Genomic DNA, 18112 nt, shown 5'->3' with positions numbered 1-18112 from the left:
ACGGAGGAACGAGCACCGATGCCCGGCAGTAGTACCGCAGTCGCATCAGGAGACGACGAGCTGAACTGGCTGCTGGTCAGCCTCCAGGAGCGCACCCCCGGCGCCCGGCACGCCCTCGTACTCTCCCGCGACGGCCTCAAGCTGTTCCACACCCCGGAACTCACCGAGGACCAGGCCGACCAGCTCGCCGCCATCGCCTCCGGCATCCAGAGCCTGTCGCACGGCGCGTCCATCGAGTTCGGCGACGGCAACGGCGGCGTGCGGCAGTCGATGACCGAGTTCCACGGCGGCATCCTGTTCATCGTCGAGGCCGGTGACGGCGCCCATCTCGCCGTCGTCGCCACCGAGCACGCCGATGTCGGCCTGATCGGGCACAACATGAACGAACTGGTCGAGCAACTCGGCGACCACCTCAGCACACCACCACGCGAACAGTCCGGCGCCGGCGGCGGGCAGGCATGAGCCGCCCGGGCCGGGACGAGGACCCCGACCGGCTCTACACCCTCACCGGAGGGCGCAGCCGGGCGGGCTCCGCCGCCGCGTTCGACCTGGTCACGCTGGTGGTGAGCGAGAGCGAGCCGACCGCGGGGATGCAGTCGGAACACGCCACCATCCTGCGGCTGTGCGCGTTCCCGACGGCCGTGGTGGAGATCGCCGCCGAACTGCGGCTGCCCATCAGCATCGTGAAGATCCTGCTGTGCGACCTCCTCGACCAGGGCCACATCACCGCCCGCCACCCGCGTACCGTGTCGGCCGCGCCCCCCGGCCGGGGCGCGGGCCCCGGCCCGGCCCGTACCGCCGCCGCCACAGCCACCGCCACCGCGCACGCCGCCGCCCCCCTACCCGACCCTCATCTCCTTGAGCAGGTGCTCGTTGGACTCCGCAACCTCTGACCCGTCGCCGCTGCCCGAGCTTCCGGAGCGGCGCGAGCGGCGCATCCCGCTGGGCGGCAGCGCCGACAACGGGCTGAAGATCGTGATCGTGGGCGGCTTCGGGGTGGGCAAGACCACCATGGTCCGCTCGGTCAGCGACATCCGGCCGCTGAACACCGAGGAGGTCATGACCCAGGCCGGCGCCGGGGTCGACGACCTGTCCGCCGTGCGCGGCAAGACCTCCACCACCGTCGCCTTCGACTTCGGCCGGATCTCCCTCACCGAGCAGACGATCCTGTACCTGTTCGGTGCCCCCGGCCAGGAGCGGTTCTGGTTCCTGTGGGACCGGCTGTTCGCCGGCACCCTCGGCGCGGTCGTCCTCGTCGACACCCGGCGGCTCGCCGACTCCTGGTACGCGATCGACCGCCTGGAGCAGCACGGCACCCCCTTCATCGTGGCCCGCAACGACTTCGGCGGCCCGCCGCACACCCAGCAGCAGATCAGGGACGCCCTGGACCTGCCCGCGCACATCCCGCTCGTCGACTGCGACGCCCGCTCCCGGGCGTCCAGCAAGCAGGTCCTGATCACGCTCGTCGAACATCTGCACGCCCTGTCCACCACCGGCCGGCCGGTTCAGGAGACGACCCAACCGTGACCTCACCCCACCACCCGCCCACCGCCCCGGGCCCCGGCGGCGGCACCCCGCCGCCCGGCTGCCCCGCACACGCCGGGGCCGTACCGCTGTCCGGGCCCCGGTTCCAGACCGAACCCGCCCAGCTGTACGGGGAGATGCGGCGCGACCACGGCGCGGTCGCGCCCGTGACCCTGCCCGGTGACGTACCCGCCTGGCTGGCGCTCGGCTACCGCGAACTGCACCAGATCTACAGCGACCCGGTGCTGTTCAGCCGCGACTCACGGCACTGGCGGCAATGGCCCGCCATCCCCGCCGACTGGCCGCTGCGCCCGATGGTCGACTACAACTTCACCTCCGTGCTGTGGACGGTCGGCGAGGAGCACGCGCGCCGCATCGCGATGACCGAGGACGCCCTCGACGCGGTGGACAGCTTCGAACTGCGCAAGGCCGCCGAGGAGATCGCCGACCGGCTGATCGACGCCTTCTGCGGCCAGGGCGAGGCCGAACTCATCAAGCACTACGCCACCTTGCTGCCGGCCCTCACCCTGGTGCGGGTGTGCGGCTACCCGGAGGACGAGGGCCCCGGGCTCGCGCACGCCATCAACACCTTCCTGGACGGCGGGGAGGACGCGCTGGCCGCCATGGGCCACTTCCACGCCGCCTCGCAGCGGCTGGTGGACGCCCGGGTCCGGACGCCCGGGCCCGACGTGGTCTCCCGGATGCTCACCCACGCCGGCGCCTTCACCCCGGCGGACGTGATGCAGGACCTGGTGGTCGTCATCGTCTCCGGGCAGCAGCCCACCGCCGACTGGATCGGCAACTCGCTGCGGCTCATGCTCACCGACGACCGGTTCGCCGCCTCGCTCACCGGTGGCCGGCACTCGGTCAACGAGGCCATGAACGAAGTGCTCTGGGAAGACGCGCCGTTGCAGAACTCGGTGGCCCGGTTCGCCACCCGTGACGTGCAGTTGGGCGGGCAGCACATCCGGGCCGGCGACATGGTGGTCCTCGGCCTGGCCTCCGCCCACCACGACCCGCAGATCCGCACCGCCGGCGGCTCGTTCACCGGCGGCAACAACGCCAACTTCGCGTTCGGGCACGGCGAACACCGCTGCCCGTACCCCGCGCAGGAGATCGGCGAGACCATCGCCCGTACCGGCATCGAGGTGCTGCTCGACCGGCTGCCCGATGTCGAACTGTCCGTCCCCGAGGCCGCCCTGGTGTGGCGGCCCTCGGTGTGGATGCGCGGCCTCACCGCGCTGCCGGTGCGCTTCACCCCGGCACCCGCACAGCGCTCGTACAGATGAGAGGTACCCCCGTGAGACCTGACTCAGTGAGAGGCTCCAGATAGATGACCTGCCCCGTGCCGCACAACGGCTCCGCCGCCGCCCCCTTCGTACTCGACCCCTACGTCAAGGACCGGCTCGGGGAGGGCGAGCGGCTGCGTGCCGCAGGGCCCCTCGTACGAGTTGAGCTGCCCGGCGGCGTCACCGCCTGGGCCGTCACCCACCTTGCCGAGGCCCGCAAGCTGCTGACCGACGCCCGGCTGGTGAAGGACGTCAGCCAGTGGGGGCCGTGGCAGCGCGGCGAGATCGGCGCCAACTGGCCGCTGCGCGCCCTGGTCGACCCGGGCCCCAGCATGCTGGTGGTGGACGACGAGGAGCACCGGCGGCTGCGTACCCCCGTCTCGCAGGCGTTCACGCCGCGCCGGGTGGAGGAGATGCGGCCGAAGGTGGCCCGCATCACCGAGCAGCTGATCGAGGAGCTGGCGGCCAAGGACAACGGGGAGCCGGTCGATCTCAAGCCGGCGTTCGCGTACGAGCTGCCGATGCGGGTCATCAGCGAGCTGATGGGCCTCCAGGCGGCCGGCGACAACCGGCTGCGTGAGCTGTTCGACTCGCTCTTCTCCAGCTTCACCCCGCCCGAGGGGCTGCCGGCCGTGCTGGAGGAGCTGTCCACCCGCTTCACGGCGATGGTCGCCGAGAAGAAGCTGAACCCGGCCGACGACCTGTCCAGCGCGCTGCTGAACGCCGCCGAGGAGGGCGTGGCGCCGCTCACCGACGCGGAGGTCGTCGCCACCATCCAGGTGATCATCGCCGCCGGGCACGAGACCACCATCTCGCTGCTGCTCCAGGCGGTGCGCGGGCTGCTCACCCACCCCGAGCAGCTGGCGCTGGCCGTCTCCGGCGAGATCGGCTGGGACGCGGTGGTGGAGGAGGCGCTGCGCTGGTCGCCGCCCATCACGCATGTACTCATGCGGTTCGCGGCCGAGGATGTGGAGATCGGCGGCACGGTGATCGAGAAGGGCGAGGGCCTGGTGCTCTCGCTCGGGCCGATGGGCATGGACGAGGCGCAGTTCGGGCCCACGGCACGCGAGTTCGACATCACGCGGGAGCAGCCGATCCGGCATCTGTCGTTCGGGCACGGCACGCATGTGTGCCCGGGCGCGCCGCTGTCGCGGCTTGAGGCGGAGCTGGCGCTGCCGGCGCTGTTCGAGCGGTTCCCGGACATGACGCTGGCGGTGCCGGCCGAGGAGCTGCGCAACAACCCGTCGGTGACGCAGAACGATCTGGCGGCGCTGCCGGTGCTGCTGTCGAAGCGGAGCGACTGAACCGATCGGGTCCGGCCCGGGACCGTCCCGGGTCCGGCCCGGGTCCGGCCCGGGTCCGGCCCGGGGTCGCCTCGGGGCCGTCAACCCGCCGCGTACCGCCCTCACCCCCGCGACCTGCGGCGGTGAGGGTGGAACGCGCGCGTACGAGGGCTCGCGGACCGTCCGCCTGATGAGGATTTCCGTCTCACCGGACGGACATGGTTCGGAGCCGCCCCCCGGACGGACTACGCTCCGTTCGTGGCCGACATCGAGATTCCCGCTGACATCAAGCCCGCCGACGGCCGGTTCGGCGCTGGCCCCTCAAAGGTGCGCACCGAGGCGCTGAACGCCCTGGCGGCGACCGGCAGCTCGCTGCTGGGCACCTCACACCGGCAGGCTCCGGTGAAGCGCCTGGTGGGGCGCGTACGGGAGGGCGTGAGCGAGCTGTTCTCGCTCCCCGAGGGGTACGAGGTGGTGCTCGGCAACGGCGGCTCCACCGCCTTCTGGGACATCGCCACGCACGGGCTGATCGAGGCGAAGTCGCAGCATCTGTCGTTCGGCGAGTTCTCGTCGAAGTTCGCCAAGGCGGCGCGGCTCGCGCCGTGGCTGGACGAGCCGACCGTGATCAGTTCCCAGCCCGGTACGCACCCGGCGCCGCGAGCGGAGCGGGGCGCGGACGCGTACGCGCTGACCCACAACGAGACCTCGACGGGGGTCGCGGCGCCGATCCGCCGGGTGGCGGGGGCGGACGAGGGTTCGCTGGTGCTGGTCGACGCCACCTCGGGCGCGGGCGGGCTGCCGGTGGACATCGCCGAGACGGACGTCTACTACTTCGCGCCGCAGAAATCGTTCGCGGCGGACGGCGGCCTGTGGCTGGCGGTGTTCTCGCCGGCCGCGCTGGAGCGCGCCGAGCGGATCGCGGCCTCCGGCCGGCACATTCCGGAGTTCTTCTCGCTGCCGACCGCGATCGACAACTCGCGCAAGGACCAGACGTACAACACCCCGGCGCTGGCCACGCTGTTCCTGCTCGCCGAGCAGCTGGAGTGGATCAACGGCCAGGGCGGCCTGGCCTGGTCCACCGCCCGCACCGCCGACTCGGCGGGCCGGCTGTACGGCTGGGCGGACAAGTCGGACCACGCGACCCCGTTCGTGACCGACCCGGCGCAGCGCTCGCAGGTCATCGGCACCATCGACTTCGCAGACGGCATCGACGCGGCGGCGATCGCCAAGGCGCTGCGGGCCAACGGCATCGTGGACACGGAGCCGTACCGCAAGCTGGGCCGCAACCAGCTGCGGATCGCGATGTTCCCGGCCATCGACCCGGCGGACGTCGAGGCCCTGACGGCGTGCGTCGACTACGTGATCGAACGCCTCTGAAGGCACGAGGGCCCGCGAACCGCGGGCCCTCGTACGCATCAACCCCCACCCCGCCCGACGACGACCCGATGCCACAACCGTCCGAGGGCGGTCCGGGGCCGCCGGTACCGGCCACGCCGGTACGTGATGGGGGCGGGCCGGTCCGGTTCGTCGGCCGCGATGTACAGCGGAATACGGATCCCGGAGCCATCGGTGGGCGCGTCCAGCATGGCCTCGGCGTAGTCGATGATCGTGTGGTGCAACCGGTCCACGCACGGCTCGCAGACGTAGAGCTGCGCGTAGTGCCCGGTCGTTGAGGCCGACCCCAGCCACAGCACCCAGGTGTGCCGGTTCCCGCACCACAACCAGCAGCGCCCGAGCACCCATTCCGACCCATCACCCGGCCGGGGCGGCAGCGGCCGGGTGTCGGCCCAGGTGAGGTTCAAGGTCACCGCCCCCGCCGCCGACAGGCCCGCCCGGGCGGCTCGCTCACCCGGGTAGCGGTGATCCGCGACCGCGCGTGCAACGTCAGGGCCTCCCCCGTGGCGAACTCCAACCGCCGCCCACCCCGGGTCGTGACGATCAGATCCACGACGGTGAACGACCGCCCACCCACCTGGACCACGTCACCGACCAACACGGTATCGGCCGTGATCTCCACCGCCCGGTGCCAGTTGATCACGCCCCCGCCTCCGGCCGCGTATACCCAATCGCCACCAACCAGTCCCGCGCGGCGGCAATCACGACGGCGGCCTCATCAACCGCCTCCTCCGGCGGCGAGTCCGACGTCGGAACGCAGTCGGGCGGTTCGGACCGGTCGGGAGTAACGGTGCTCATGGGGGTCACCTGCCACTACTAGGCCCCGAGCTGCCCGGGGCGATGTGCATCTTTCCGTAACCACACCACCACAGAACGCCTATACTGGGGAGGACTTGAGCAAGGACCCGCAAGTCACGCTTGCGCCCGCCTGGCGCCGTTGGCTTGCATCAGTGGAGGTCACGGGCTTGAACGAGGAAGCAGCAGATGAGTACTTGACCCCGGCTCAGCGATTCGGCAGGGAAGTCAGAGAGGTGCGGCTGGGCCGCAAGCTGACGCAGAAGAACCTGGGCCTTGGCACCGGGTACTCCGAGGGGTACGTCAGCAAGGTGGAAGCGGGCAAACAACAGCCCAGCACCGATTTCATCTCCGGGTGCGACAAGGTATTCGCCACCGGGAGGCTCTTCAGCCGACTGCACGCCAGCCTCCAAGAGGGTGGCTCGCCGAGCTGGTTCGAGCCATATCTGGCCCTTGAGCGCCGCGCCCTTTGGATACTGGACTACTCGGTTTCGTGCGTCATGGGGTTGCTGCAAACCGAGGACTACGCGCGGGCGATCTTTCGCGCGGGGCATCCTCGCACGGATCCGGCGGTGATTGAGGGCAAGGTCGAGGCACGGATGCGCCGACGCCAGGTACTCGACTCGGCAGACCTCACGGTCTGGGCGGTCCTGAACGAAGGGTGCCTGCACACCACCGTGGGGGGAGACACCGTGATGCGGGGCCAGCTCGACCATCTGGTCGACGTGGCATCCCGCCCCAACGTCGACTTGCAAGTACTGCCGTTCACAGCGGGTGCGGCTGCCGCCCATACGCTCTCGTTCACGCTGCTGGGGTTCGCTGACTCCCAGCCCGTACTTTGGACGGACGACGCCAACGGTGGCAGGCTCTTTCAGACGGCATCAACGGTCCAGTTCCAGCAGGCTACCTATGATCGCCTGCGAGCACACGCGCTACCACCGGACGAGTCACTGGCCCTGATTCGAACGGCACGAATGAAGGAGTAACGGTCCATGACCGACCTCACCACGGCACAGTGGGTCACGTCGTCCTACAGCGGGTCGAACGGCGGACAGTGCGTGGAAGTGGCGCGCGTGGGCAGCCTAGTTGCGGCGCGGGACACCAAGCGGGCGGGCGCCGGGCCCGTACTCGTCGTCCCGGCCACCGCGTGGGCGGCCTTCGTCACGGATCTGCGCCGTTGGTGAGTGACGGGCAGTGGGTGCATCTGTCCGCGCCCTATGTGGGGGCTCAGGGGGCGGGCGATGTCTGGGCCCAGCAGGCTGCGACTCAGGGGCGCAGCGGGACGCAGCGCATTGTGTGGGCTGGGGAAGCCGCCGCGCCGGATGACGTGGCCGGGGCGCTCGGCCTCGTGGCCGGGACGACCGTTGTCGCGCGGCATCGGGAGATCCTCCTGGACGGGCGTGCCGTCGAGCTGACGCGGACGTACTACCCGGTGGGCATCGCGCGCGGGACCGGGCTGGCTGGGACCCGCAAGATCCGCGGGGGCGCCGTCGCGCTCCTCGCGGAGCTCGGGTATGCCGCCCATCTGGTGCGGGAGGAGGTTCTGGCCCGGATGCCGGACGAGGCGGAGCGTGCTGCCCTGGAGCTGGGGCCGCGTGATCCCGTTCTGCGGCTGATGCGGCAGACGCTGGACGTCGACGGCCACCCGTTCCAGGTGGATGTGTCGGTCTTCGCCGCTCCCACCCAGCGGCTGCGCTACGAGATGCGGGTCGGGTGACGCTCCCGCCCGCGACGTGAGGTGGGTCACAACTTGTCGCGCGGTGCCGGCGGGCGGTGTCTTGTGCCTGAATACGCCGCGCGATCGCCAAGCACATCATGCGGGTGCAAGCGAACCCATCGCGTTCTTTTCACCGGCTTGAGTGATGGATGTTGACGACATCATCGCTCTGAACTGCGCATATACCCATGCCGCCGGAGGAATTGCGTTGTCGGCCCTGGGGCATCGACTGCCTCATTGGGCAGATGAGCACATCGAAGACTTCACCATCGGTCCGGCCGGGGGCCGTCCCGGAGATGGTTCTTGCCCCTGGCCGTCAGGCGCAGGCCGACGAAGGGCTGACGACGTGGGGCCTGGCGCGGCGGGTGCCAACCACGGTGCTACAGGCGGCTCGGCTGGGTTGGCGTACCGACCGGGCGGCGGTCATGGCGGTGGGCGCTGCGCAGGTCGCCGGTGCGGTGTGTACGGCCATCGCCCTGGCGGCCACCGCTGTCGTGCTGGGCACGGTGTTCGCCGGTGATGGCGTGGCGGAGGGGCTGCGCGGCGCGACCGTTGCGCTGATGACGGCGGCGGCGGGCACCGTCGGCCGGTACCTGGCGGAGGCGGGCGCGGCGGCGGCCGTGGCGCGGCTGGCACCGACCGTGGTGCGGGAGGCGGACCTGGCGGTGATCCGGGCGTCCACGGCGGCGGAGCTGGTGGCGCACGAGAACCCGGATTTCGCCGACGCGCACGACGCGGCGGCGGACGGCGCGCACGCCACCGGGGATCTGATCGAGGATGCGCAAGCACTCACTGCGGCCGGTGCGCAGTTGGTCGCCGCTGCGGCGGTGGTCACGGTGCTGCATCCGGTGTTGCTGCCGCTGCTGCTGGCGGCGGTGGCGCCCCGGGCGTGGGGGGCGGTACGGGCGGCCCGGATCGGACACGCAACGCACCGCCGGACGGTCGCCGACCGCCGGTTGCGGCAGACGTTCCGCGACTACACCACGGACCGGGGAACAGCTGATGAAGTACGGGCAGGGACGATGGCCCCGTACCTGACGGAGCAGTACGCGGGTATCTCTCGACGCCTGGAGCGGGAGCAGTTGGCGGCGGCGCGGCGGGCGCTGCTGGTGCGGGGCGCCGGGGATTCGGTGGCAGCGGCGGCGATGGTGGCGTGTTGGGCGGCCCTGGTCATGCTGGCTGTCACTGGGCACATCGCGGGGGCTGCTGCCGGGGCGGCCGCGCTGGCTGTACGAACGGCCGCGGCCGGGCTTGCGGCCGGTGTTCGGGCGGCGGCCGGACTGTTCCGTACTTCGCTGTCCCTGGCCGACTGGAGTGGGTTCCTGGCGACGGCGGACCGGTTCGCGGCGCGGCGCGGCACGGCCCGCGTGGCGGAGGCCGGGCCGGGTGTCATCACGGTGCGGGGGGCGTCGTTCGCCTATCCGGGGGCCGGTCGCCCGGCGTTGGACAACATTGGTCTGACGATCCAGCGCGGTGAGGTGATCGCGCTGGTGGGCGAGAACGGCTCGGGAAAGTCCACGCTGGCCCGCCTGCTCACCGGGCTGTACCTGCCCACAAAGGGGACGGTCGCCTGGGACGGTGTGGATCTGGCGGGCGCTGACCCGGACTCGGTGATGGCCCGGGTGTCGATCGTGCCGCAGGACTACACCCGCTGGCCGCTGGCCGCAAGGGAGAACATCAGCCTGGGTCAGCCCCGTCCTGGTGGGGATGAGGCGGTGCACGCCGCTGCGGTGGCGGCCGGCGCCGATGCCGTCATCGCGTCCCTGCCCCATGGGCTGGATACCTCGCTGGCGCGCAGTTGGTGGGGCGGCCACGATCTGAGCGGTGGACAGTGGCAGCGCATCGCGATCGCCCGCGCGTTCCACCGGGACGCCCCGGTTCTGGTGATGGACGAGCCCACGGCCGCGCTGGATGCGCGGGCGGAGCACGCGGTGTTCTCCCGATTGCGGGAACTGGCCGAGGGACGTACCACGGTGTTCATCACGCACCGGCTCGCGAACACTCGCTTGGCGGATCGCATCATCGTGCTGGAGTCGGGCAGCATCGTGCAGGAGGGCCGGTTCGAGGAACTGACTGTCAGCCCGGGGCCGTTCGCGGAGATGCTGAAACTCCAGGAGGGCTGAGCGGGCCCGCAGGCGGTTGGTGCCCGCCCCCGGTTCCGTCGGGGGCGGGCGCCAACCTTTGTTTCACACCTGCGCGTTGCAGTTGGCACAGCGGCGTTCGCCGCTGGGGTGCTCCACGATCAGCGGGTTGTCGCAGCATTCACCCATGACGGTTTACCTCCTTTCACGTGGTGGTCGCGGCGCCGCCGGCGGACGTGCCGGGGGCGTCCTGGCGCGCGGTGCTCGCAGTTCCCGCGCGGGAGTTTTCGGCGGGGGAGGTCACACGGTCAGCACGGTGATCCAGGGCTGGTCCGCGGCGCCCTGTTCGTCCCGGCCGGCCACTGCGCCAGGTGTCTCGGTCCAGGCGTGTGCGGCGTGGGGAAGGAAGCGGGCGCCGAGAACCCAGCGGGCCCGACAGCCGGTGAGGGCACAGGCCAGGACCGTGGCCAGGGACGTCTCCAGACAGGCGATCCGGCCGGGCCACCACGGGGGCCGTACCTGGATTACCGCCGCATGCAGGGCGGTCAGCCTGGTAGGGGACGCGTCGGGGAGGCGGGCGGCCAGGCGCACCAGGCGGATCCGCCGGCGCAGCGGGACGTGTCCGGCCAGCAGCGCGAGGGCCAGCGCGGGTAGGGCGACCAGGCGCCAGCGCAGCGGGGCCCGTTCGGCGGGGGCGGGGACCATCATGCTCACCGCGACCACCCCTGCCAGCGCCGGCGCCGGTGGCGCGGTGCGGTCTGCGACTCGGCCAGCAGGCCGCCCGCCGTCAGTCCCGCGACGAAACGGGCGATGGTGTCGTGGACATCGGCCAGGTCGAGGCCGGCCGGTACGGCGATCTCCTCCGCCAGCCCGGCGAGGTCACTGCGGGCGATGACCGCCCGCCAGATGCGGGACCCGTCCTGGTCGAGCATCACCCAACGGCCGGTGGGCACATGCAGGATGGCGGTGCCTTCGTCGGTGGAGGCGTGGTGAACGCCGGGTGCGGGAGTCAGCATGGCAGCTCCCGTGCCCGGGGTGGGGCGGTGGGCGCCTGGAGCCACCAACAAGTGACGAGCAAGTGGTGCAGCGCGGCCAGTCCGGTAGCCCGACGTCCGGCGGCGGTGGCGTCGAGGTCGGCGATGGCGGCGGCCGGATCGATCAGCCCGGCTTCCGCGAGCGGCGACGCGGTGATCAGGTCGTGGAGAAGGAGCCGGTGTGCGCGGAGTCCGGCGATGCGGTGTGGGGTGAACGATCCTTTCGAGCGTCGGCCGGTCAGCCAGGACGGCAGGGACGGAACACCGGCGGCAAGGAGGGGTTTGTAGCTGGTGGTGCTCAGACGTTCGATGCCGGGGATGGCGAACGCCGCCCGAACCACGGTGTTGTCGAGGTACGGGTGCACCGGACGGATGCCGAGGGCAGCCATCAACGGTGCCTCGGCGCGGGTGTCGGCACCCACGGTCGCAGGGCCGACCACTCGTCGAACGTGTCGGCGCGAACCTCTTGAGCCCCCGCAGCCGCGTTGCCCAGCATGGCGGCAATGGCCTGGCGGCCATCCCTCGTCAACCACCGCGTACCGGCACCGAACTGCACCCATGACCATCCCGGGGCCACCGGCGACAGAGCCGAGTTGGTGAGAGCGGCGGCGGCGTCGGCCAGAGCCTGCGGATAACCCATGCTCGCCTGGTGTTTGATGTGCCGCCACACCACGCCCGGAGCGGTTCTCCGAAGGCGCGCGGCGGCGACCACCACCCGGTGCGCCCGGCGGCGCTGCCCGGCCTGAACCATGGCGACCCAGCAGGCGGAAGAGCCATCGAGGACGATGTCACCACCGTGCCCCGTAAGGTGGCAGCGCAGCCCCGCCACCGGCGCAAGGTAGGCGGCATCCATTGCGGCGTTCGCGAACTCCAGTGCCGGCTCGTCCCCGGCCGGAGCCCCGGCCGGGAAGCCGAAGGACAGCGCCCGCGCGGAACCAGCGGCCACCCGGTGCTCCACCGAGGCGTGTCGGGCCACCCGTTCGGCGAACTCGGTGTCTTCCCGGCCGGTATAGGTATCGCGGTAGGTGACAGCGCGCACTTCGCTATGGGGCGCGGCCAGCAGCACCGCGGTGGAGGAGTCCAGCCCCCCGGAGAGGTCGGCACCGATCGGGCCCTCGCCGCAGGCCCGCAGGGCAACAGCTTGGGTAAGGGCACGGCCGAACGGCGCGGCTCCGGTGGCCATGGACCGCTCGGTGAGGGGCCCTGTGACGTCCACCAGGCGCGCCGGCCGGCCGGGGGTCAGCAGTAGCCCGGTGCCGCCAGGGACAGCTCGCACCCCGGCGTGCGGGGACCGGTGCGGCCAATGGTGGGCGCCGACCGCGATGCGGGCGGCCAACAGCGGCAGGTCCACGGTGCCCCCGGCATGACCGGCGAGCAGGCCCGGACGGGTCGCCCACCGCACCCTTCCGTCCCGGCCCCGGGCATAGAAAATACCGCGATCACCAGCGAGGTCACCACAGACCAGCCGTTCATCTTCCCGGTCCGCGATCACCCAGTAGGAACCGGCCCACTGCGTCAGATCGCGCCAGCGTCCCGCACGCACGGCTTCCAGCCCCGCCCGCAGCCGCACCTCATCTGCGGCACACAGGCCGGCGACCGTCAGGCGCGCTCCGATGGCTTCGACGGTCCGCACGTTTACCCTTCCGGCTGCTACCCGTTGCGCGGGAACCGCGTCCGGGAAGGTGCCGGCCAACCACTCGGTTTTCTCGTTGCGCATCTGTGACCCCTCCTTCGTCCGTTGTCGCTGGTGGGACCGGGGTCCGGGCAGAATGCCCGGACCCCGGTGGAGCACAGACCTCACCGGGTGAGGTGTGAGGTCACTTCGAGGATTCGAAGTAGTTCGACTTGTCGGAGTCGTTGAAGTTCTGCCGGCCCAGCGTCAGCTGGTCGGCGTCGTGCTCGGTGACGGTCGGGGCGAAGATCTTGTTCTCCATCTCGGGCTCCTTCGGAGTCTGTCCTCCAGCTCGGTGGCCGGCCGCATTCATCACACCGCCGGATACGGTCGCGATCACAGACACCGCCCGGGCGCGAAAGGTCGCGCTGTCATCCGCCACCGCCGGTCGCGCGCCGCCGCGAAGCAGCCCGCTCAGCGTCGCGAATCGTTGCGAACGGGCGTGCACCCATCACCGATCGACGGCGACGGCCATATCCTGGACTGTCGGAGAACCGTGCACCCAGAGAGGGGCCCGCCCATGGCGGACCGCGGCCGGAACGACGCATTCGCCCACTGGGTGGCCCGTGCTCAGGCCAGCTACTCGGAACTGGCCACCGAGCTACGACGTACCGCTGAGCGGGCCGGCCACCGCGACATCACCCCGGGCAAGTCCCGAGTCGGGCGGTGGATCAACGAGGGGGAGCAGCCACGCCCGCCGCTCCCGGAGCTACTGGCGGCCACCCTCACCCGGATGTGCCGTCTGCCCCGACCGCTCACCCCCGCCGATCTCGGGTTCACCCAGCAACCCCGCACTCCCGTGCCCTCTGGTGGCTGGCTTCCCCATGCCGTCGTAGCGTCCATCCTCACCACGACCCGGAGTGACGCCGTGACCGACGACGACACACCCAGCAGCACCCCGCTGTTGACCGCCCGCGAACTGCGCGACGCCGTACAGCCCTGGCTCCACCTGCCCGATCCCGACCTGCCACCACCCGCTCACGCAGGCCGGATCGGCATGTCTGATGTGGTGGCCATCCAGCGCACCACCGACGCATTCCGCACGCTCGACAACGCGCACGGAGGCGGCCTGTCGCGACGGGCGGTGGTAGGCCAGCTCCACCACGTCACCGAGTTACTGCACCAGGGCCGGACGACCGACGAGGTCGGGCGCTTCCTCTTCGTCGCTGTCGCCGACCTCGCATCCGTCGCCGGGTGGATGACCCACGATGTCGGACGTCACGCCGAAGCCCAGAACTACATGCTGCTCGGCCTCCAGGCCGCGAAGTCCGCCGGGCCGGCCGGTGCTGGCATCGCCGGCCATCTCCTCAACTGTCTGTCCCGTCAGGCCAATCACCTGGGTCGCCACGAGGACGCCCTCGATCTGGTACAAGCCGCCCAGTACGGCACCCGGAAACTGCCACCCGGCCGACTGCGCGCGCTGCTGTCCACCCTCGAAGCCCGATGCCAGGCGACCCTCGGCCAACTGCCGGAAGCCCGCCGCTCTCTGGCCTCCGCCGACGACGCCCTGGCGGCCGACGATACCGACAGCACCCCGACATGGGCCCGCTGGTTCGACCGTGCAGAGCACGGTGTCACCGTGGGCGTGTGCGAACTCATCGCCTCCGGCCACGATCCGAGCCGCGCCACTCATGCCGTGCGGCAGATCAGCAACGGCACCGCCCACCGCCCGGCCGATCGCACCCGTTCCCGGGCCTTCGACCAGGTCGCACTGGCGCGAGCACATATCCGTACCGGCGAACTGGAAGCTGTCGGTCTGGCAACCGCTACTGCCCTTGACCTGTTCGGTCATGTCACGTCCGCCAGGGTCGCCGACCGGCTCCGCGAGCTGGATGGTGAACTCGCTGGTGCTGCGAGCACGCGATGGGGCAAAGATACTCGGGAGCGCATCCATACCGCCCTCGCCAGACCATGAGGACCGGCTGAGCGAGCCGGCCCGTTCTGCGGCTGATGCGGCAGACGCTGGACGTCGACGGCCACCCGTTCCAGGTGGATGTGTCGGTCTTCGCCGCTCCCACCCAGCGGCTGCGCTACGAGATGCGGGTCGGGTGACGCTCCCGCCCGCGAAGTGAGGTGGGTCACAGCTTGTCACGGGGGATCGGTGGGCGGTGTCTTGTGCCTGAATCCGATGGGATGAGGGAGAGACCGTGACTGGGAAGAGCGTCAAGGTGGTCGTGATCGGCGGCGGGTATGCCGGGGTCATGGCGGCGAATCGGCTGATGCGGCGGGATGGGGTGGGGGTGACCCTGGTCAATCCGCGGGCCGGCTTCGTGGAGCGGATTCGGCTGCATCAGTTGGTGGGTGGGTCCGATGACGCCGTCGTGGAGTACCGGGAGGTGCTGCGGGAGGGGGTTGAGCTGGTGGTTGACAGCGTCAGCCGGATTGACGCTCCAGCGCGCTCCCTGGCGCTGGTGTCCGGTGGCAGCGTGGGGTACGACTATCTCGTGTATGCCGTGGGGAGTGGCAGCGCCGACCCGGGGGTGCCGGGGGCGGCCGAGTTCGGGTATCCGATCGCTGATCTCGAACAAGCGCGGCGGCTGCGGGGCGTTCTCGGTGCCGCGTCCGCCTCCGCCGCCGTCACCGTGGTGGGGGCCGGGCCCACCGGGATCGAGACCGCCGCCGAGCTGGCGGAGGCGGGCCGGGCCGTCACCCTGGTCTGCGGCGGGGTGCTCGGCCCGTACCTGCATGCCCGGGGCCGGCGTTCGGTCGGCAGGCGGCTGGCCAAGCTCGGGGTGACCGTCGTCGAGGGCCCCGGCACGAAGGTGACGGCCGTGGCGCGCGACGCCGTGCGGCTCGCCGACGGCCGCGAGGTGCCGGGCGAGGTGACCGTCTGGACCGCCGGGTTCGGCGTGCCGGACCTGGCCGCCCGCAGCGGCCTGACCACCGACGCGCTGGGCCGGCTGCTCACCGACGAGACGCTGACCAGCGTGGACGACGACCGCATTGTCGCCGCCGGCGACTCGGCCGCGCCCTCCGGCCTGCCGCTGCGGATGAGCTGTCAGGCCGCGATGCCGCTGGGCGCGCGGGCGGCCGACACCGTGCTCAGCCGGATCGCGGGCGAGGAGCCGGCGCCGCTGAACCAGGTGTTCGCCGGCCAGTGCATCAGCCTGGGCCGCCGGGCCGGGATCTTCCAGTTCGCGCACAGGTACGACGTGGCGCTGTGGTTCCACCTCGCCGGCCGTCCCGGCGCGAGGCTCAAGGAGGTGGTGTGCCGGGGCACCGTCAGGCATCTCGCCGACGAGGCGGGCGACCCCGGCTCGTACCGGCTGCACCGCGTCTCGGGTGGTCCCCGGCGCGGGGAGCTGCTGGCGGGCGGCCGGCGGTCGTGAACGATCCGGCGACGGAGACGTTCGTCGCGCACCGCAATCTGCTCTTCACCGTCGCGTACGAGCTGCTGGGCTCGGCGGCCGACGCCGAGGACGTACTCCAGGAGACCTGGCTGCGCTGGGTCAAGGTCGATCTGGCGCAGGTCCAGGACCGGCGCGCCTATCTGGTGCGGATCACCACCCGGCAGTCGCTCAACCGGCTGCGGGCGGCGAGCCGGCGGCGGGAGGCGTACGTCGGGTCGTGGCTGCCGGAGCCGATGCTCACGGCGCCGGACGTGGCCGAGGATGTCGAGCTGGCCGAGAGTGTGTCGATGGCGATGCTGCTGGTCATGGAGACGCTGTCGCCGACCGAGCGGGCCGTGTTCGTCCTGCGCGAGGTCTTCGAGGTCGGTTACGACGAGATCGCCGCCGCCGTGGGCAGGACCCCGGCGGCCGTCCGGCAGATCGCCCGCCGGGCGCGGCTGCACGTCGATGCCCGGCGACCCCGCAAGGTGGTCTCGCAGCGCGAGGCGCGGGCGGCGCTGGAGTCGTTCCAGCGGGTGCTGGAGTCCGGCGACCCGCAGGACCTGCTCGACGTACTCGCCCCGGAGGTTGTCCTGATGGCGGACGGCGGCGGCGTCAAGCGGGCGGTGCTGCGGCCGGTGGCCGGCGCCGCGAAGGTGGCCCAGCTCCTGGTCGGCGGGCTCAGCAAGAACAAACTGCCGTTGACGGTGGCCCCGACCGTGGTGAACGGTGCCCCGGCGCTGCTCGTCCACCTGGCCGGGGAGTTGGACGGCGTCATGGCGATCCGGGTCGAGGACGCCCGGATCACCGGTCTCTACTACGTTCGCAACCCGGCCAAACTCGGCCATGTCGCCGCCGGGACCCCGCTCACGCTGCGCTGAGCGCCGGTGGCGGGGTCCGGTCGGCCGGTCGGCCGGTCGGCCGGTCGGCTTCTCAGCCGGCGGCGAGGAGTTCCAGCGTGTCGATCACGCGGTTCGAGAAGCCCCACTCGTTGTCGTACCAGGCGACCACCTTGATGTGCCGCCCGTCGACCCGGGTGAGGGCCGAGTCGAAGATCGACGAGGCGGGGTTGCCGGTGATGTCGGACGACACGAGCGCGTCCTCCGAGTACTCAAGGACCCCGGCGAGCGGCCCGTCCGCCGCCGCGCGGTAGGCCGCCAGTACGTCCTCGCGCGTCACGTCGCGGGCGACGGTGGTGTTGAGTTCGACGATCGAGCCGACCGGCACGGGTACCCGGATGGAGTCGCCGGACAGCTTGCCGTCGAGGTTCGGCAGCACCAGGCCGATCGCCTTGGCGGCGCCGGTCGTGGTCGGCACGATGTTGACGCCGGCGGCGCGGGCCCGGCGGGCGTCGCGGTGCGGGCCGTCCTGGAGGTTCTGCTCCTGCGTGTACGCGTGCACCGTCGTCATGAACCCGTGCTCGATACCGGCGAGCCGGTCGAGGACCAGGGCGAGCGGCGCGAGCGCGTTGGTGGTGCAGGAGGCGTTCGAGACGATGGTGTGCAGGTCCGGGTCGTAGGCGTCGGTGTTGACCCCGAACGCGAGCGTGACGTCGGCGCCGTCCGACGGCGCGCTGACGAGTACCTTCCGCGCGCCCGCGTCGAGGTGCGCCCGGGCGGCCTTGGCCGAGGTGAAGCGGCCGGTGGCCTCCAGGACGACGTCGACGCCGAGTTCGGCCCACGGCAGCTGCGCGGGGTCGCGTTCGGCCAGTACGGTGATCCGCCGGCCGTCCACGACGAGGGTGTTCCCGTCGACGGTCACCGGGCGGCCGAGCCGGCCGGCCGTGCTGTCGAAGGCGAGCAGCCGGGCGAGGGCGGCGGGCTCCGTCAGGTCGTTGACGGCGACGATCTCCAGGGCGCTGTCGCGCTCCAGCAGCGCGCGCAGCACGTTGCGTCCGATGCGGCCGAATCCATTGATGGCGATGCGAGTCATGAGTGGGGTCCCTTCCCTTCGCCACCAGGGTCACTCGCCGCCGTCGCCGCTGACAGTGGCG

General features: G+C 71.5%; 19 protein-coding genes. 13 read left to right on the top strand and 6 right to left on the bottom strand.

The genetic code is table 11. The features are described from left to right. Window positions 1-18 precede the first annotated feature (18 nt). From AC5WRL_RS08635 to serC, 6 genes are all read left to right on the top strand, one after another. Window positions 19-462, top strand: a complete 444-nt coding sequence (locus AC5WRL_RS08635; RefSeq protein ID WP_496087764.1) for a roadblock/LC7 domain-containing protein — start codon at window positions 19-21, stop codon at window positions 460-462. Further along, complete coding sequence (locus AC5WRL_RS08630; RefSeq protein WP_496087763.1) at window positions 459-893, top strand: DUF742 domain-containing protein; 435 nt, start codon at window positions 459-461, stop codon at window positions 891-893. The genes AC5WRL_RS08635 and AC5WRL_RS08630 overlap by 4 nt, the downstream gene beginning before the upstream one ends. Then, entirely contained in the window at window positions 874-1527 is a 654-nt protein-coding gene (locus AC5WRL_RS08625) for a GTP-binding protein (RefSeq protein ID WP_496087762.1), read from the top strand. The genes AC5WRL_RS08630 and AC5WRL_RS08625 overlap by 20 nt, the downstream gene beginning before the upstream one ends. After that, window positions 1524-2813 carry a cytochrome P450 gene (locus AC5WRL_RS08620; RefSeq protein WP_496087761.1) on the top strand — a complete coding sequence of 430 codons (1290 nt, stop codon included), beginning with the start codon at window positions 1524-1526 and terminating at the stop codon, window positions 2811-2813. The genes AC5WRL_RS08625 and AC5WRL_RS08620 overlap by 4 nt, the downstream gene beginning before the upstream one ends. 44 nt (window positions 2814-2857) lie before the next feature. Next, complete coding sequence (locus AC5WRL_RS08615; protein ID WP_496087760.1) at window positions 2858-4117, top strand: cytochrome P450 family protein; 1260 nt, start codon at window positions 2858-2860, stop codon at window positions 4115-4117. A gap of 237 nt (window positions 4118-4354) precedes the next feature. Next, complete coding sequence (gene serC, locus AC5WRL_RS08610) at window positions 4355-5473, top strand: phosphoserine transaminase (RefSeq protein ID WP_496087759.1); 1119 nt, start codon at window positions 4355-4357, stop codon at window positions 5471-5473. Window positions 5474-5511: 38 nt separating this feature from the next. On the opposite strand, the gene AC5WRL_RS08605 is transcribed toward serC, so the two are convergent. Next, window positions 5512-5904: a hypothetical protein gene (locus AC5WRL_RS08605; RefSeq protein ID WP_496087758.1), complete on the bottom strand. Its 393-nt coding sequence runs from the start codon at window positions 5902-5904 to the stop codon at window positions 5512-5514. A 480-nt stretch (window positions 5905-6384) separates the two neighbouring features. On the opposite strand from AC5WRL_RS08605, the gene AC5WRL_RS08600 reads away from it, so the two are divergent. The 4 genes from AC5WRL_RS08600 to AC5WRL_RS08585 all read left to right on the top strand — a co-directional run bounded on the left by AC5WRL_RS08600 (window position 6385) and on the right by AC5WRL_RS08585 (window position 10126). Next, entirely contained in the window at window positions 6385-7272 is an 888-nt protein-coding gene (locus tag AC5WRL_RS08600; RefSeq protein ID WP_496087757.1) for a helix-turn-helix domain-containing protein, read from the top strand. A gap of 6 nt (window positions 7273-7278) precedes the next feature. Further along, complete coding sequence (locus AC5WRL_RS08595; protein WP_496087756.1) at window positions 7279-7470, top strand: DUF397 domain-containing protein; 192 nt, start codon at window positions 7279-7281, stop codon at window positions 7468-7470. Beyond that, the gene (locus AC5WRL_RS08590) at window positions 7467-8003 is read left to right on the top strand and encodes a UTRA domain-containing protein (protein ID WP_496087755.1); all 537 of its coding nucleotides are present in this window, start codon (window positions 7467-7469) and stop codon (window positions 8001-8003) included. The genes AC5WRL_RS08595 and AC5WRL_RS08590 overlap by 4 nt, the downstream gene beginning before the upstream one ends. Window positions 8004-8428: 425 nt before the next feature. After that, on the top strand, window positions 8429-10126 hold the full coding sequence (locus AC5WRL_RS08585) for an ATP-binding cassette domain-containing protein (RefSeq protein ID WP_496087754.1): 1698 nt from the start codon (window positions 8429-8431) through the stop codon (window positions 10124-10126). 258 nt (window positions 10127-10384) lie between these two features. On the opposite strand, the gene AC5WRL_RS08580 is transcribed toward AC5WRL_RS08585, so the two are convergent. Genes AC5WRL_RS08580 through AC5WRL_RS08565 form a run of 4 tightly spaced genes read right to left on the bottom strand, consistent with a single transcriptional unit; the run spans window position 10385 to window position 12835 of the window. Further along, window positions 10385-10792: a lasso peptide biosynthesis B2 protein gene (locus AC5WRL_RS08580; protein ID WP_496088000.1), complete on the bottom strand. Its 408-nt coding sequence runs from the start codon at window positions 10790-10792 to the stop codon at window positions 10385-10387. A gap of 2 nt (window positions 10793-10794) precedes the next feature. Next, complete coding sequence (locus AC5WRL_RS08575; RefSeq protein ID WP_496087753.1) at window positions 10795-11100, bottom strand: PqqD family protein; 306 nt, start codon at window positions 11098-11100, stop codon at window positions 10795-10797. Further along, window positions 11094-11540 carry an asparagine synthase-related protein gene (locus tag AC5WRL_RS08570; RefSeq protein ID WP_496087752.1) on the bottom strand — a complete coding sequence of 149 codons (447 nt, stop codon included), beginning with the start codon at window positions 11538-11540 and terminating at the stop codon, window positions 11094-11096. The genes AC5WRL_RS08575 and AC5WRL_RS08570 overlap by 7 nt, the downstream gene beginning before the upstream one ends. Continuing rightward, window positions 11507-12835 carry an asparagine synthase-related protein gene (locus tag AC5WRL_RS08565; RefSeq protein WP_496087751.1) on the bottom strand — a complete coding sequence of 443 codons (1329 nt, stop codon included), beginning with the start codon at window positions 12833-12835 and terminating at the stop codon, window positions 11507-11509. The genes AC5WRL_RS08570 and AC5WRL_RS08565 overlap by 34 nt, the downstream gene beginning before the upstream one ends. 475 nt (window positions 12836-13310) lie before the next feature. Here AC5WRL_RS08565 and AC5WRL_RS08560 point away from each other — a divergent pair, with 475 nt between their 5' ends. From AC5WRL_RS08560 to AC5WRL_RS08550, 3 genes are all read left to right on the top strand, one after another. After that, entirely contained in the window at window positions 13311-14705 is a 1395-nt protein-coding gene (locus AC5WRL_RS08560; protein WP_496087750.1) for an NsdA family TPR-like regulatory protein, read from the top strand. Window positions 14706-14991: 286 nt separating this feature from the next. Beyond that, window positions 14992-16119: an NAD(P)/FAD-dependent oxidoreductase gene (locus tag AC5WRL_RS08555; RefSeq protein ID WP_496087999.1), complete on the top strand. Its 1128-nt coding sequence runs from the start codon at window positions 14992-14994 to the stop codon at window positions 16117-16119. Continuing rightward, complete coding sequence (locus tag AC5WRL_RS08550) at window positions 16116-17000, top strand: RNA polymerase sigma-70 factor (protein WP_496087749.1); 885 nt, start codon at window positions 16116-16118, stop codon at window positions 16998-17000. Before AC5WRL_RS08555 ends, AC5WRL_RS08550 begins: the two co-directional genes overlap by 4 nt. Before the next feature lie 52 nt (window positions 17001-17052). On the opposite strand, the gene gap is transcribed toward AC5WRL_RS08550, so the two are convergent. Further along, window positions 17053-18051: a type I glyceraldehyde-3-phosphate dehydrogenase gene (gap, locus tag AC5WRL_RS08545; protein ID WP_496087748.1), complete on the bottom strand. Its 999-nt coding sequence runs from the start codon at window positions 18049-18051 to the stop codon at window positions 17053-17055. Window positions 18052-18112 lie beyond the last annotated feature (61 nt).

The organism is Streptomyces sp. NTD107 (assembly GCF_059510435.1).
This window is presented reverse-complemented; position numbering and strand designations above follow the sequence as displayed.